This is a genomic window from Kitasatospora sp. GAS204B (assembly GCF_029892155.1).
In the GTDB taxonomy this organism is placed as follows: Bacteria; Actinomycetota; Actinomycetes; order Streptomycetales; family Streptomycetaceae; genus Kitasatospora.
In genome coordinates this window covers 71,892-86,210 of record NZ_JARZAG010000024.1, presented here as the reverse complement: position 1 = coordinate 86,210, position 14,319 = coordinate 71,892, and the positions used below count along the sequence as shown (strand labels likewise).

The following is a 14,319-nucleotide window of genomic DNA, read 5'->3' as shown; positions in this document are numbered from 1 at the left end:
ACCGTCAGAGCAGCCGCAGCCGGTCGCCGACCCGCAGCAGTCCGGGCGCGCTCACGGTCGCGAGCGCGTCCAGCCGGTTGGCGTGCTCCCCGGCCAGCACCCGCAGGATCTCGGGGGCGTACGGCAGGCCCGGCTGGGCCGCGGTGGCCATCACGCAGCGCTCGCTGGAGCGCACGAAGGCCAGCCGGGCGCCGGACTTCAGCTCGCCCTCCCGGCCGAACCAGTCGTCCTCGACGAACGGCCTGGTGCCCGGCGGGGTGCGCAGCAGGATGTTGGGGCGGAACCGCCGCTCGTCGACCAGCGCGGTCGGCACGGCCTCGCGGACCCAGTCCAGGGTGGCGGTGGTCAGCAGGCTGACCGGGAGCTGGTCGAAGTGCGAGACGGCGTCCTCGCGGGCCAGCGTGACGTCGTCCCGCTGCAGGTAGGCGCGGAGGAAGGCGGCGGGGTCGGCGACGGTCCGGCCGAGCGGGTCGAGCAGCTCGGGGCCGTCCAGCAGGTGCCCGAGCCGCGAGCCGAGCCGCAGCAGCCCGTCCATCCGCCGCAAGCGGCGGGTGTTCTTGCCCGAGCCGAGCCTGCCCTCCCCGTCCCGGACCGCGTAGAGCCGGTCCCCGGCCAGGCCGCGATCGTCGACGGCGACCTGGGTCAGGCGCTCCCCGGCGGTGGATTTCACGGGGTAGCGCCAGAGTCGCTCGACCACACCGACGATCTCTGCCATGGCCGGTCAGCCTATCGGGGGTGCCCGGGGATGGTCTAGACCAAGGTGCGAGCTGCGGCCGGGTCCGGCCTAGCGACGGCCGGAGCGCCGCTTGCGGTAGGCGAGCAACTGGTCACGCTCGGTGGCGTAGTCGGGGTTGGGGGACAGCGCGCTGTGCGTGGGGGCGGGCAGTGGGAAGCTGCGGCCGCCGGTCAGCTCGACCCGCAGCAGCCGGGTGCCGCCCCGCTGCTCGTCGCGGATCTCCTTGACCTGCTTCCAGTCGACGAGCTGCCGCGGGCCGAGCGGGCGCCGGATCTCGATGCCGGTGCGGCTCAGCGTGGTGCGGCCGCGCGCGGCGCCCAGCCAGAGCGTGACCAGCACCACGACGGCGCCGACCCCGGTGGCCACGGCGTTGTGCGTGACCAGGACGGTGACGCCGCAGACCACGGCCAGCAGCAGGATCAGACGAACCAGGTAGTTCGAGAGCTGGCGTCTCGACAAGCTGAAGATCACATTTTCCATCGGCAGTTTCTCCACCTGCGGACAGTACCTGCCCACTACCCCACCCGCGCCACCGCGCGCACCGGCGCCCCGTCCGCCGCCGCCAGCCGCAGCGGGAAGAGGCTCACGCTGATCGGCTTCTCCCGGGCCTGCGCCTCCAGCAGCGCGGTCAGGTCGGTCAGGTTCTCCGCGATCACACCGCCGCCCTCGGCGCCGAGCAGGATCCGGTGCGCGGCCAGCTCCGGCGCCGCGGCCGGCGGCTCGCCGTCGTGCTCGTCGCTCAGGCCCGCCAGCAGCGCCGCCACCGCCGGGTCGGCCGGACCGGGGTCGGGCGTGGGGTCCACGCTCAGCGCGTCCACCCCGACCGTGCGGACCCCGGCCGCGACGATCACCTCGGCCGCCGCCGCCGTCAGGTACGGGTGCGCCAGGTACCGCTCGGTGCCCCAGAACCGGGGCCAGCCGGTGGCCAGCAGCAGCACCGCGCCCGGCGTCAGGCGGGCCAGCGCGGGGGCCAGCTGATCGGGCGTCACCGCACTGCGGGCGGGCAGCGCGCGCAGGTCGGCGACCACGGCGGGGCCGGTGAACCGGTCCAGCGGCAGGCCGTCCAGGGTCGGCCAGGTGACGTCCACGTGGTAGGGCGCGTCCACGTGGGTGCCCGACTGCGAGCCCAGGTGCACCGAGAGCACGTTCACCCCGGCGGTGTCGGTGGTCAGCGCGGGGCGCAGGGCCACCTCGGGATCGCCGGGGTAGACGGGCATGCCGGTGGTGACCTGGTGGGTGAGGTCGATCATTATCGGCGCCATGCCGACCATCCTCCCGCGTCGCACGCTCTAGGGTGCGAGGTATGCGCAACGAACAACAGGCGGCGGTACGACGGCCCTGGGTGGTCGGGGTGACGGGAGCCTCCGGCACGCCGTACGCGGCCTCGGTGATCCGCGCCCTGCTGGCCGCCGGCGAGGCGGTCGACCTGGTGGTCAGCCGGGCGGCTCGGCTGACCATCCTGGACGAGACCGGGATCTCCTTCCGGGACGCGCGGTGGCGCGCCGACCTGGCCGACTGGCTGGGCTCCGAGGAGGGCCTGGCGGAGGTCAGGTACTGGCCGGCGGGCGACTTCGCGGCCGGCCCGTCCAGCGGCTCCTACCCGGCCAAGGGGATGCTGGTGGTGCCGGCCACCACCGGCGCGGTGGCCGGGATCGCGCTCGGATTGAGCAAGGACCTGATCCAGCGCGCCGCCGCCGTCACCCTCAAGGAGCGCCGCCCGCTGGTGGTCTGCGTCCGCGAGACACCGCTCGACGGGGTGACACTGCGTCACTTGGTGGAGCTGGACGCGGCCGGCGCCGTGGTGCTGCCCGCGGCCCCCGGTTTCTACGCGGGCGGCTCCACCGGCCAGGAGCTGGTGGACTTCGTCGCGGGGCGGGTCCTGGACGCCGCCGGGGTGCCGCACCGGCTCTACCGCCGCTGGGCGGGCGAGCTGGGCGCGGCCCGCGGTGCCGAGGGGGCGTAAGAAGGGTCCTCCCGGGAGAGTATGTTCTCTGCGATATCTGGCAGCCGACATCTGACGTCTGTGATTTCCGGGTTGCGCGGCAAGCGTGACCTTGGAACTGCGGATAATGCTCTCGGGGTCTGGCTCGGTTCGGAAGGACGCGGACGGTACATGGACACGGTGGACAGACAGCTCATCCAGGCACTGCGGGAGAACGGCCGCGCCTCCTACGCGGAACTCGGCCGCCTGGTGGGCCTGTCGGGGCCGAGCGTCACTGACCGGATCAACCGGCTGGAGCAGGCCGGGGTGATCACCGGCTATCGGGCCACCGTCAACCCGGCCTCGCTCGGCTTCGGGGTCACCGCGCTGATCGGCCTTCAGCTCACCGACGCCGCCGACCACGAGGACGTGGCGCACCGGTTGAAGGACCTCGGCGAGGTCGAGGACTGCTGGTTCATCGCGGGTGACGACTCGTACATGCTCAAGGCCCGGGTCTCCGACGTGGAGGGCCTGGAGTCGGTGGTGAAGCGGCTGTCGGGGACCAAGGGCGTGGCCCGGACCCGGACCACGGTCGTGCTCTCCACCAAGTGGGAGAACCGGGTCAGCGAACTGCCGCTGGGCACGGGGGAGTAGGCGATGGCACTGGTCGGGCTGGACGAGCTGCGCGCCGCCCAACGGCGGATAGCCGGCGTGGCGGTGCGCACGCCGCTGATGCCGGCGCCCTGGGCCGAGGACGGCCACCGCCGCCTCTGGCTCAAGCCCGAGAACCTCCAGCCGACCGGTGCCTTCAAGATCCGCGGCGCCCACAACCGGCTGGCCCAGCTGAGCGCCGCGGAGCGGGCCCGCGGCGTGGTCGCCCAGTCCAGCGGCAACCACGCCCAGGCGGTCGCCTACGCGGCCCGGCAGCTCGGCATCGAGGCCGTCATCGTGATGCCGGACACCTCGCCCGAGGTCAAGGTGGCGGCTACCCGCTCCTACGGCGCCGAGGTGCTGCTGGTGCCGGCCGAGGAGCGGGACAGCCGGCCGGCCGAGCTGGCCCGGCGGCACGGCTACGTCTGGGTACCGCCGTATGACGATCCGTTCATCATCGCCGGGCAGGGCACGGTCGGCCTGGAGATCGGCGAGGACGCCCCGGACGAGCTGGACACCGTGCTGGTGCCGGTCAGCGGCGGCGGGCTGATCAGCGGCACCGCGGCGGCGATCAAGCTGACCACCCCGGGCGTGCGGGTGATCGGCGTCGAGCCGGAACTCGCCGCCGACGCGCGCGACAGCCTGCGCTCCGGCGAACTGCGGCCGTGGTCGGTCGAGGAGCGGTACCGGACCGTCGCGGACGGCCTGCGCAGCCCGCTCGGAGTGCTCAACTTCGAGCACCTCCAGGCCTATGTGGACGACATCGTGACGGTCACCGAGCAGGAGATCCGGGACACCGTGGCGGTGCTCGCCCGGCGCGGGCGGCTGGTCGCCGAGCCCTCGGGCGCGGTGGCCACCGCCGCCTACCTGCACCGCGCGGGCGAGCTGCGCGGGAGGGTCTTCGCGGCCGTGGTGAGCGGCGGCAACCTGGAACCGAAGCTGCTGTCCGAACTCCTGATGTGAGACCGACCGTCGGATGATGGGCGGCGTCGCGACGCCCGGGCTGTCGCCTGGACGGCTTCTCCTTGACCCACCCATCATCCGACGGTCGGTCTTAGGCGTAGTCTCGGTTCCGGCGCGAAACGGCCATTGGATCGAAGACGTAGGAGGCGGTTCACCGCATGGACGCAGGGCTGAAGCGGGAGCTGGAGGCAAAGGTCTACGCGGGCGAGCGGCTCACCCGCGAGGACGGCATCGCGCTCTACGAGAGCGACGACCTGGCCTGGCTGGGCGGCCTGGCGCACCACGTGCGGACGCGCAAGAACGGCGACGTCGTCCACTTCAACGTGAACCGCCACCTCAACATGACCAACGTCTGCGCCGCCTCCTGCGCCTACTGCTCGTTCCAGCGCAAGCCGGGCGAGAAGGACGCGTACACCATGCGGATCGAGGAGGCGGTGCGCCTGGCCAAGACGATGGAGTCGGACTCGCTGACCGAGCTGCACATCGTCAACGGCCTGCACCCGACCCTGCCGTGGCGCTACTACCCGCGCTCGCTGCGCGAGTTGAAGGCCGCGCTGCCGAACGTCTCGCTGAAGGCCTTCACCGCCACCGAGATCCACTGGTTCGAGAAGATCAGCGGCCTGCCGGCCTCCGAGATCCTCGACGAGCTGATCGACGCCGGCCTGGAGTCGCTGACCGGCGGCGGCGCGGAGATCTTCGACTGGGAGGTCCGCCAGCACATCGTCGACCACGAGACCCACTGGGAGGACTGGTCGCGGATCCACCGCCTCGCGCACTCCAAGGGCCTCAAGACCCCGTGCACCATGCTGTACGGGCACATCGAGGAGCCCCGGCACCGGGTCGACCACGTGCTGCGGCTGCGCGAACTGCAGGACGAGACCGGCGGCTTCCAGGTCTTCATCCCGCTGCGCTACCAGCACGACTTCCACGACTCCAAGGACGGCGTGGTCCGCAACCGGCTGATGGCCCGCACCGAGATGGCCACCGGCGCCGAGGCGCTGAAGACCTTCGCGGTCTCCCGGCTGCTCTTCGACAACGTCCCGCACGTCAAGGTCTTCTGGGTGATGCACGGCGTCACCACCGCCCAGCTGGCGCTCAGCCACGGCGCGGACGACATGGACGGCTCGGTGGTCGAGTACAAGATCACCCACGACGCGGACAACTTCGGCACCCCGAACAAGCTCGGCCGCCAGGACCTGCTCGACCTGATCCGGGACGCCGGTTTCCGGCCGGTCGAGCGCAACACCCGCTACGAGGTCATCCGCGAGTACGACGGCCCGGACCCGCTGCGCCGCGAGACCCCGCAGGCGATGCGCCTGTGACGCTCAGGTCTGTCTGACGGGTCGGCCGCACCCGCTCCACCAGCCCTGACGCCTCTTCAGGCGGATTTAGGGTGGCCCGGGTTTACCGTCCGTGGCCGCCTTTGGCAGGATCGACCGCATGTCCGGATCCCATCGGGCCGTGCGAACCAAGCCGCCGCGGCCGACCAACGCGGAACCCAGCGCCGCCGGGCCCGCGTCCGGCGGCCGAGCCCAGGCCCGCCGTGGCCGGCGGCGCAAGGCGCGTCGCCGGCGCCGCGTGGCCAGCGCGGGCACCACGGTGCTGCTGATCGCCGCGGCCGTCGGCTGGCTCGGTTTCGGCCCCGGCGGCGCGTTCGCCGCGCACCGCGGCGCCGGCACGGCGCTGGGCCAGGACCTCGTCCCGCTGCCCGCCCCCGTGCCGTCCACCGCGGCCACACCGTCCGGCTCACCCCAGCCGAGTGGCAGTGCCGCCGCCGATCACACCGAGGCGCCCACCGCCGACCGCTCGGACCGGGCGGACGGCAGCTTCGCCGCGATACCCGGCCTCGGCCCCGGCTTCGCCGCCCGGATACCGGCCGGCAGCACCCAGGTGGTGCTGGCCACCGGCGCCGGCAAGGACGCCACCAGCTCCACCGTCACGCTGTGGAGCCGCACCCCCGACGGCCGCTGGCGCCCGGGCACCAGCTGGAGCGGGCACAACGGCGACGCGGGCTGGACCACCGACCACAGCTCGGGCGACCTGCGCAGCCCGATCGGCGTCTTCACGCTGAGTGACGCGGGCGGCCTCAAGCCGGACCCGGGCAGCAAGCTGCCGTACCACCAGGACAGCGGCTTCGTGGCGACCGGCACCGGGTTCAACGGCGAGCAGCTGGCCGGGTCCTTCGACTACGTGGTGGCGATCGACTACAACCGGGTGATCGGCAGCTCGCCGCTGGACACCCGGGAACCGCTCGGCGAGGCCAAGGGCGGCGGCATCTGGCTGCACGTCGACCACGGCGGCCCGACCCACGCCTGCGTCTCGGTCTCCGAGGACGACATGACCCAGCTGATCCGCACCCTGGACCCGGCCGCCCAGCCGGTGATCGTGATGGGCGACGCGGCCTCGCTGGCCACCTGAGGATCGGGGCCGGCTTGCGCTCGAACGTCCTGCCGTCAACCTGAGATTTCTCTTTATGTCACCAAATGGCGGCTGGTCCGCGTTGCGGCACAAGGGCTGTTGTTCGCCTCCTACAGCTTCGGAGGCCGGATCCTGTCACCGGTGGTGAGCAGTTGACGCACCGGTAACCGGGTTGAGTGGCAACATGACCGGTTCCCGCATCGTGGCGCTCGGCCACTACCAGCCTCCCAAGGTCCTCACCAACGACGACCTGAGCGCACTGGTCGACACTGACGACGAGTGGATCCGCAGCCGGGTGGGCATCCGGCAGCGGCACATCGCCGAAGACGAGACACTCGTCGACCTCGCCACCGAGGCGGCGCAGAAGGCGCTGGCCAACAGTGGTCTGGCGGCACGCGACATCGACCTGGTGGTGGTGGCCACCTGCACCGCGATCGAGCGCAGCCCCAACACCGCCTGCGCGGTCGCGGCCCGGCTCGGCATCCCCAGCCCCGCCGCCTACGACATCAACACCGTCTGCTCGGGCTTCTCCTACGCGCTGGCCACCGCCGACCACGCGATCCGGGCCGGTGCGGCGAGCCGGGCGCTGGTGATCGGCGCCGAGCGGATGTCCGACACCATCGACTGGACCGACCGGTCCACCTGCGTGATCTTCGCGGACGGCGCCGGGGCGGCCGTGGTCGAGGCCCAGCCGGAGGGCGCCGAGCCCGGCATCGGCCCGGTGGTCTGGGGATCGGAACCGGAGAAGACCGACGCGGTGACCATCACCGGCTGGAAGCCGGTGATCAGCCAGCAGGGCCAGGCGGTCTTCCGCTGGGCCACCACCCAGATCGCCCCGCTGGCCCGGCGGACCTGCGAGCGGGCCGGGATCGAGCCGAGCGAGCTCAAGGGCTTCGTCGCCCACCAGGCGAACCTGCGGATCATCGACGCGATCGCCGGCAAGCTGGGCGCCACCGACGCCGTCATCGCCCGCGACGTGGTCGACTCCGGCAACACCTCGGCCGCCTCGATCCCGCTGGCGCTCAGCAAGCTGGTCGAGCGCGGGGAGCTCGTCAGCGGCGACCCGGTGCTGCTCTTCGGCTTCGGCGGCGGGCTGGCCTACGCCGGCCAGGTGGTGCGCTGCCCCTGAGGGCAAGAAGAAACGGTGGGCGGGATCCCGATCGGGATCCCGCCCACCGTCATGTGTCGGCCAGCGCGCTGCGGTACGTCGGCGAACCTCCCCCGAGGACACGGCCGCCGCCCGACGTCCACCGGACAGGAGGCCGGGGCCACGCGCGAGCACACGATATGGAGAACTGCTGGGTGGAAGGACGGTCTACTTGGGAGGTTTCTTGCCGGTGACACCCAAGTACACCAGGGGAGCGAGGGTGGGCTTCAGGTCCTTGACCTTGACCCCCCACGAGGTGAAGGCCTTCTGATGCTCGGCCGCCGAGGCGAGCAACGAGATCAGCGAGCCGGCCACCGCCGCGGCGTCTTGCGCCTTGTCGGCCTGGCCCTTGGCCTGAAGGTCCTTGACGGCATCCGCGAGCGGCTTGGCCACCGAGTTGAGGACAGTCATGCGGATCTTGAAGAACCGCTTGTCCCCTTCCGCGGCGCCAAGCGTGACCACACGCAGAATGGCGTCGTTCTTGCGCCAGAAGGCGAGGAATCCGTCCACCAGTTCTTCAGACGTGGTGGCGCCGGACTTTCCTGCCCAGGACTTTCCGTCGATCAGCTCTTTGAGCTCGACGGAGTCCTTGGCCATTTCCTCGGCGATCTCGAGGACAGCGCCCTCGACATCCGGGAAGTACTGGTAGAAGGTCGCGGGGGAGGTACCCGCCATACGGGCGACGTCGATGACCTTGACGTCCCGGTACGGCGACGTGCTGAGCATCTCGCGGAGGCAGTCGAGCAGCTTCTGCCGCGTCTCCTGTCCGCGTCGCCCGGCGACGCGACCGTCGACGGTGCGAACTTGTCCTGTCATGCCGTCAGCTTACCGCGCACCGATCATGGCGCGATTCGGTGATGCGACTATTAGTCCGCACGGGCGGGTATTGAGGGCCGGGATAGCGATATTCGAAGCCCCCCCGTGTGCTGATGACGGCACAGAGTGACGGCGAGTGGGCTGAAGGCCTCTCGGGTCGCTCTGCGTAGCCCCACGCATGAATGCGGTGACTTCCGAGTCGGCGTCAGATCCGCTGGCCGGTCGCGGATTCGACGGGCCGTCGGGCTCGACGGGGGCCGCGCTGGCCGGAAGCCGTCGGTGCGGCGCGACACGACCGGGATGCTGAGGCGGGGGGAGATTGGCTCAAGGGGCGGACGCATTGGAGAATCAACTCCGGCCCCATGGGGGTACCTCCCGGCCGAAGGCTGGGGGAGGGTGGCGTGCGGACGGGGAGGTGGCAGCCGAGTGGACCAGCTGACGGCGCAGGATCCGAGACGGATCGGGCCCTTCGAGGTGCTCGGGCGGCTGGGCGCCGGTGGGATGGGGCTGGTGTACCTGGCACGGTCGACCTCCGGCCGGCGGGTGGCGATCAAGACGGTGCGCGGCGAACTCGCCGAGGACGAGCTGTTCCGGGTGCGCTTCGCCCGCGAGATCGAGGCGGCCAAGACGGTCGGCGGCTTCTACACCGCGGCCGTGGTCGACGCGGACGCCGAGGCCCGGGTGCCGTGGTTGGCCACCGCGTACGTGCCGGCGCCCTCGCTGGAGGACCTGGTCGGCGAGTGCGGACCGCTGCCGGTGGACGCGGTGCGCTGGCTGATCGCGGGGATCGCCGAGGCCCTGCAGTCCATCCACGCGGCCGGTCTGGTGCACCGTGACCTCAAGCCGTCCAACGTGCTGGTGGTCGAGGACGGCCCGCGGGTGATCGACTTCGGGATCGCCGCCGGGGTCTCGCACACCCGGCTCACCATGACCAACGTGGCGGTGGGCACGCCCGCCTACATGTCGCCGGAGCAGGCCAAGGACAGTCGCAGCGTCACCGGCGCGAGCGACGTCTTCTCGCTCGGCTCGCTGCTGGTCTTCTGTGCCACCGGGCACGCTCCGTACCACGGTGGCAATCCGGTGGAGACGGTCTTCAAGCTGCTGCGCGAGCAGGCGGACCTGTCCGGGCTGCCGGTGGAACTGGTCGACCTGGTCCGGGCCTGCATGCGGCCGGCGCCCGAGCACCGGCCCACCCCCGCGCAGATCCAGGCGGAGCTGGCACCGCACCTCTTCTCCCGGGACGACGCGGGGGAGGAGGGCGGGGACTGGCTGCCGCCGAACGCGCTGGAGCTGATCGAGCGCAAGCGGGGGCGGCGCAACCTGCCAGGGCCCCGGGCCACGGCGCCCGCGCAGCCGTCCGTGCCCGCCGTGCCGCCGGTCCCGCCCGCGGTGCCGCCGGTGCCGGTGGGACCGCCGCCGGTGCCCGCGCCCTACCTGGCGGGTCGCCAGAGCGGGCCCGCCGGGCCCGAGGGGCACTGGGGGCCGCCGCCGGTGGACCCGCGCACCGGGGCACTCGGGCCGCTGGGGCAGGCGGCGGTCGCGCAGGCCGCGGGCCGGTCGGCGGTGGGTCAGCCCGCCGGCACGGCCGGGGCGGAGGTGGAGGCGGCCACCGCCAAGCTGGGCGCCGGGCGCCGGCACCGGCGCGAGCCGGCCCAGGAGATCCAGCTGCCCGGCGCCTCGGTACGGATAGGGCCGGGGCCGCAGGTGCACGCCGCCGAGCAGGAGCGGCCGGCCACCGGGCCGACGCCCGCCGGGACCGAGTGGGTGCGCCGCTCGGGCGGCATCGCCGTGCCCGTCGCCGCGCCCGCCGGCCAGGCCGCGCCGGCCGAGCAGCAGGGCCAGGGCCGGTGGCGGCCGTGGCGGTTCCGGATGTCCAACGACGTCTGGGGCACGCCGGTGGTCGCCGACGGCACCCTGTTCATCTCCAGCTTCGAGGTGCACGCCCTCGACATCGCCTCCGGCCGGCGCCGCTACAAGACCCGCGACGTGGCCTGGGCGGTCGCGGTGGACGCGGGTCGGCTGCACGCCGCCGACGGTCCGCACCTCTACACCGTGGACGTGGCCGACGGCACCGAGCGCTGGCGCACCTCGCTGGACGGCTGGGTCTACTCGCTGGACGCCGCCGACGGGGTGCTCTGCTGCGGGCTGCGCGGTGGCGGGGTGCAGGTGCGCTCGACCGCCAACGGCGCGGAGCTGTGGCGGGCCGAGGACGCCCAGCAGGACTACGAGAACCCGCAGTCCGGGCCGGCGCTGCTGGCCGGCTCCGTCTACTACTACGGCGGCGGGCGGCTGCGCTGCGTGGACGCCCGGGGCGGGCTGCCGCGCTGGACCTTCCCGGTCGGCGAGGACGTGCCGTCCCGGCCCGCGGTGCGCGGCGGCCTGGTCTACGTGACGGCGGGGACCTCGGTGTACGCGCTGGACGCGGCCAGCGGGGCGCAGCGCTGGCGGTTCGAGGCGCCGGTGGTGCTCTTCACCCCGCCGACGCTGGACGACTCGGCCACTCCGGCCGTCTACGTGGCCGACTACCTGGGCACCCTCTACGCGCTGGACGGCGCGAGCGGCCGGGTGCGCTGGCAGGGCCGCACCGCGAGCCGGCAGGGCGCCGAGCCGGTGGTGCTGGCCGGGCGCAGCGCGCTGATCGCCAGCGGCGACACGCTCTTCGCGTTCGACACCACGAGCGGCCAGGAGCAGTGGCGGTACGCGGCGCGCGGCGAGATCGTCGGGGCCCCGGCGGCCGCCGACGGGCTGGTCCACCTGGGCAGCCGGGACCACTCGCTGCACACCCTGGAGCTGGCCAGCGGGCGGCTGCGCTGGGAGCTGGGCACCAAGGGGGAGCTGACGGGCTCTCCGGTGGCGGTGGGCGGCCGGGTCTTCGTGAGCAGCAAGGACCGCTGCGTGTACGCGCTGGACGCGGTCTTCGGGACGGCGGTGCCCGAGCAGCGATAGCCGGGCGGCCCGGGCGGGGGCGCGGCGCGCCGATGACGGGGATTCGGACATAGCGGTGAAATGCTGACAAAGCCTGGCGAAAGTCGGGCAGCAGTCCCGCATGTACGGAACCGGAGGCAGCCCAGGTGCACCCCACGAAGGATCACACCCGCCCGTGCCCGTCCGGCCCGCGACCCACCGGGCCCAAGGCCGTCGCCGCCCGGCTGGCCGGGCCGGGGGCGGTGGTGCTCTGTGCGGCACTGGCCGTCAGCGGCTGCACCAGCAGCGGCACGAAGAGCTCCTCGGCCTCGGCCGCGAGCGCCACCGGCGCGACCGCCGCGCCCTCGGTGACCAACCAGCTGCAGGACGAGTACCAGCAGGTGATCTCGAACGTGCTGCCCTCGGTGGTGCAGATCACCACCACCAGCGGGCTCGGCTCGGGGATCGTCTACGACGACAAGGGCGACATCGTCACCAACGCGCACGTGGTGGGCACCGCGACCACCTTCCAGGTGAGCCTGGCGAACAGCACCAACCTGCTGGACGCCACCCTGGTCGCCAGCTACCCCGACGACGACCTCGCGGTGATCAAGCTCAGCAGCCCGCCCGGCGGCCTGCGCCCGGCCACCTTCGGGGACAGCGGCAAGGTGGCGGTCGGGCAGATCACGCTGGCGATGGGCAGCCCGCTCGGGCTCTCCAGCAGCGTGACCCAGGGCATCGTCTCGGCCACCGGGCGGACCGTCACCGAGCCGCAGGGCGGCGGCTCGCCGGGCGCGACCATCGCCAACATGGTGCAGACCTCGGCCGCGATCAACCCCGGCAACAGCGGCGGCGCGCTGGTCAACCTCTCCAGCCAGGTGATCGGCATCAACACGCTGGCCGCCGTCGACCCCGAGTTGAACGGCTCGGCCGCCAGCGGGATCGGCTTCGCGATCCCGAGCGCCACCATCACCAACATCGCCGACCAGCTGATCGCCAGCGGCAAGGTGACCAACTCGGGTCGGGCCGCGCTGGGCGTCGTGGTCCGCCCGTACTTCACCGCCAGCTACCAGCCGGCCGGCGTGGTGATCGTCAGCCTGACCGCCGGCGGCCCGGCGGCCTCGGCCGGACTGCAGGCGGGCGATGTGATCACCCAGGTGGGCAGCACCCAGATCACCACGGTCAACTCGCTCACCACGGCGCTCGCCTCGCTCTCACCGGGCAACAAGGTCACCGTGACCTACACCCGCGCCGGGGCGACCAAGACCGCCGACGTGACGCTGGGGACGCTCGGCGCCTGAGCCGGACCACCGGCTCGGCCCCCGGGGCAGGGCGTCAGAGCGGCCGGGCGGTCCGGGTGCGCCAGGGGAGTTCCACGGTCACCGTGGTCGGGCCGCCGGCCGGGCTCTCCACCAGGAAGACGCCGTCCACCGCGCCGATCCGCTCGGCCAGGCCCGCCAGGCCGCCGCCCGGACGGAAACCGCCGCCGGGCACGGTGGCGCCGCCCCGGCCGTCGTCGCCCACCTGGACCATCAGGCGCTCGGCCGAGCGCCAGACGTCGACGCTGGCACTGCGGGCCCCGGCGTGCTTCGAGGTGTTGGTGAGCAGCTCGCTGACGGTGAAGTACGCGATGCCCTCGACCGCCGAGTCCGGGCGCTCCTGGACGCCGCCGGGGCCGGCCAGGTCCACGTTGACCCGCACCCCGCCGGGGACGGTGCAGCGGGCGGCGACCGAGGAGAGCGCCGCGTCCAGCCCGCGGTCGGTGAGCACGGCGGGGTGGATGCCCCGGGCCAGGTCGCGCAGCTCCTGCAGGGCCAGCTTGACCTCGCCGTGCGCGGCGTCGACCATCCGGGCGGCCGAGGCCTGCTCCCGCGTCAGCTCGGTGTCCAGCAGCTTCTCCTTGGCCAGGCCCAGGTCCATCGCCAGGGCGACCAGCCGGGCCTGGGCGCCGTCGTGCAGGTCGCGCTCGATCCGGCGCAGGTCGGCGGCGGCGGTGTCGACCACGGCACCGCGGTCCTCCTCCAGCTCGCGCACCCGTACCGAGAGCCGGCCCGGGCCGAGCAGCGCCTCCACCATCACGCGGTGCACGACGGCCAGGTAGCGCACCACGAACGGCAGCAGCGGCCAGCCGGCTACCAGGAAGACCAGGGTCAGCGTGAAGGTGATGATGCCCCAGGGCAGCATCAGCAGGCAGTAGAGCACCGAGCGCCAGCACAGCCCGTCGGTGACGGCGGCCAGCACCTGGCTCATGACCCCCGGCCGGGTGGGCGTGAGCGGCTCCGGCTCCTCGATCCGGGCGCCCAGCGAGGCCCTGGCCCGGCTGCGGGCCAGGGCGCCGAACCAGCGGGCCTGGCGCAGCCCGAGCGCCAGCACCGGCAGCCCGATCACCGTCACGCTCAGCCCCACGCCCACCGACAGCAGGACCACCGTGACGACGAAGACCAGGATGCCGAACGGCAGCCCGACCAGGTGGTGCCGGGCCTCGCGCCACATCTGGGCGCCGTACAACGCTCTGGCCTCGGGTCGGCGGTCGCCGCGGAGCTTCATCGGTAGGTCCGTTCCGTTCGTGGTCGGGGCGCTGGGGAGTACCAGCTTGGCGGGTGGCGGGGGCCCAGCGCACGGGGGCCAGGACGAGTTCTCGGCGGGGGATAACCCCACCCCCGTGGTCCAGGAGTCGTCTTAAGGGTCGGGCGGGGTGCCGGGGTCGCACAGCGGTGGCCATAGACTCACGTCCATAACGAGGTTATGGACGGGTAAAGACCG

13 protein-coding genes are annotated in these 14,319 nt (G+C 73.0%); 8 read left to right on the top strand and 5 right to left on the bottom strand.

All coding sequences use genetic code 11. The features are described 5' to 3' along the window. Positions 1 to 4: 4 nt before the first annotated feature. From P3T41_RS28045 to P3T41_RS28035, 3 genes are all read right to left on the bottom strand, one after another. Complete coding sequence (locus tag P3T41_RS28045) at positions 5 to 715, bottom strand: MOSC N-terminal beta barrel domain-containing protein (RefSeq protein WP_280693313.1); 711 nt, start codon at positions 713 to 715, stop codon at positions 5 to 7. A gap of 69 nt (positions 716 to 784) precedes the next feature. Further along, positions 785 to 1,216 (bottom strand): PH domain-containing protein, encoded by a 432-nt coding sequence (locus P3T41_RS28040; protein WP_280693312.1) that lies wholly within the window; start codon positions 1,214 to 1,216, stop codon positions 785 to 787. Between the two features lie 35 nt (positions 1,217 to 1,251). Next, positions 1,252 to 1,998 carry a cyclase family protein gene (locus P3T41_RS28035; protein WP_280693311.1) on the bottom strand — a complete coding sequence of 249 codons (747 nt, stop codon included), beginning with the start codon at positions 1,996 to 1,998 and terminating at the stop codon, positions 1,252 to 1,254. 41 nt (positions 1,999 to 2,039) lie between these two features. On the opposite strand from P3T41_RS28035, the gene P3T41_RS28030 reads away from it, so the two are divergent. The 6 genes from P3T41_RS28030 (at position 2,040) to P3T41_RS28005 (ending at position 7,818) form a co-directional block, all read left to right on the top strand. Further along, positions 2,040 to 2,699 (top strand): UbiX family flavin prenyltransferase, encoded by a 660-nt coding sequence (locus P3T41_RS28030; protein WP_280693310.1) that lies wholly within the window; start codon positions 2,040 to 2,042, stop codon positions 2,697 to 2,699. 150 nt (positions 2,700 to 2,849) lie between these two features. Beyond that, on the top strand, positions 2,850 to 3,311 hold the full coding sequence (locus P3T41_RS28025; protein WP_280693309.1) for an Lrp/AsnC family transcriptional regulator: 462 nt from the start codon (positions 2,850 to 2,852) through the stop codon (positions 3,309 to 3,311). 3 nt (positions 3,312 to 3,314) lie between these two features. Continuing rightward, complete coding sequence (locus P3T41_RS28020) at positions 3,315 to 4,271, top strand: threonine/serine dehydratase (RefSeq protein WP_280693308.1); 957 nt, start codon at positions 3,315 to 3,317, stop codon at positions 4,269 to 4,271. Between the two features lie 158 nt (positions 4,272 to 4,429). Beyond that, the gene (mqnE, locus tag P3T41_RS28015; protein WP_280693307.1) at positions 4,430 to 5,593 is read left to right on the top strand and encodes an aminofutalosine synthase MqnE; all 1,164 of its coding nucleotides are present in this window, start codon (positions 4,430 to 4,432) and stop codon (positions 5,591 to 5,593) included. 118 nt (positions 5,594 to 5,711) lie between these two features. Continuing rightward, complete coding sequence (locus tag P3T41_RS28010; RefSeq protein WP_348533701.1) at positions 5,712 to 6,689, top strand: L,D-transpeptidase family protein; 978 nt, start codon at positions 5,712 to 5,714, stop codon at positions 6,687 to 6,689. A 184-nt stretch (positions 6,690 to 6,873) separates the two neighbouring features. Then, positions 6,874 to 7,818: a beta-ketoacyl-ACP synthase III gene (locus P3T41_RS28005; RefSeq protein WP_280693306.1), complete on the top strand. Its 945-nt coding sequence runs from the start codon at positions 6,874 to 6,876 to the stop codon at positions 7,816 to 7,818. A gap of 186 nt (positions 7,819 to 8,004) precedes the next feature. Here P3T41_RS28005 and P3T41_RS28000 read toward each other — a convergent pair whose 3' ends face one another. Next, complete coding sequence (locus P3T41_RS28000; protein WP_266296667.1) at positions 8,005 to 8,652, bottom strand: TetR family transcriptional regulator; 648 nt, start codon at positions 8,650 to 8,652, stop codon at positions 8,005 to 8,007. A gap of 426 nt (positions 8,653 to 9,078) precedes the next feature. Between P3T41_RS28000 and P3T41_RS27995 the strand changes: the two genes are divergently transcribed. Together P3T41_RS27995 and P3T41_RS27990 are read left to right on the top strand one after the other, a co-directional pair. Continuing rightward, positions 9,079 to 11,598, top strand: coding sequence for a PQQ-binding-like beta-propeller repeat protein (locus P3T41_RS27995; RefSeq protein WP_280693305.1), 2,520 nt, complete (start codon positions 9,079 to 9,081; stop codon positions 11,596 to 11,598). A 221-nt stretch (positions 11,599 to 11,819) separates the two neighbouring features. Next, positions 11,820 to 12,857, top strand: a complete 1,038-nt coding sequence (locus P3T41_RS27990) for a trypsin-like peptidase domain-containing protein (protein WP_280693354.1) — start codon at positions 11,820 to 11,822, stop codon at positions 12,855 to 12,857. 34 nt (positions 12,858 to 12,891) lie between these two features. Here P3T41_RS27990 and P3T41_RS27985 read toward each other — a convergent pair whose 3' ends face one another. Further along, positions 12,892 to 14,103 carry a sensor histidine kinase gene (locus P3T41_RS27985; RefSeq protein WP_280693304.1) on the bottom strand — a complete coding sequence of 404 codons (1,212 nt, stop codon included), beginning with the start codon at positions 14,101 to 14,103 and terminating at the stop codon, positions 12,892 to 12,894. Positions 14,104 to 14,319: the final 216 nt, after the last annotated feature.

Excerpts from the sequence above, each read along its gene's own strand:
- P3T41_RS28000 (WP_266296667.1), bottom strand. The coding sequence starts at position 8,652 with ATGACAGGACAAGTTCGCACCGTCGACGGTCGCGTCGCCGGGCGACGC.
- P3T41_RS27985 (WP_280693304.1), bottom strand. The coding sequence starts at position 14,103 with ATGAAGCTCCGCGGCGACCGCCGACCCGAGGCCAGAGCGTTGTACGGC.
- P3T41_RS28010 (WP_348533701.1), top strand. The coding sequence starts at position 5,712 with ATGTCCGGATCCCATCGGGCCGTGCGAACCAAGCCGCCGCGGCCGACC.
- P3T41_RS28040 (WP_280693312.1), bottom strand. The coding sequence starts at position 1,216 with ATGGAAAATGTGATCTTCAGCTTGTCGAGACGCCAGCTCTCGAACTAC.
- P3T41_RS28030 (WP_280693310.1), top strand. The coding sequence starts at position 2,040 with ATGCGCAACGAACAACAGGCGGCGGTACGACGGCCCTGGGTGGTCGGG.
- P3T41_RS28025 (WP_280693309.1), top strand. The coding sequence starts at position 2,850 with ATGGACACGGTGGACAGACAGCTCATCCAGGCACTGCGGGAGAACGGC.
- P3T41_RS28020 (WP_280693308.1), top strand. The coding sequence starts at position 3,315 with ATGGCACTGGTCGGGCTGGACGAGCTGCGCGCCGCCCAACGGCGGATA.
- P3T41_RS28045 (WP_280693313.1), bottom strand. The coding sequence starts at position 715 with ATGGCAGAGATCGTCGGTGTGGTCGAGCGACTCTGGCGCTACCCCGTG.
- mqnE (WP_280693307.1), top strand. The coding sequence starts at position 4,430 with ATGGACGCAGGGCTGAAGCGGGAGCTGGAGGCAAAGGTCTACGCGGGC.
- P3T41_RS28005 (WP_280693306.1), top strand. The coding sequence starts at position 6,874 with ATGACCGGTTCCCGCATCGTGGCGCTCGGCCACTACCAGCCTCCCAAG.
- P3T41_RS28035 (WP_280693311.1), bottom strand. The coding sequence starts at position 1,998 with ATGGCGCCGATAATGATCGACCTCACCCACCAGGTCACCACCGGCATG.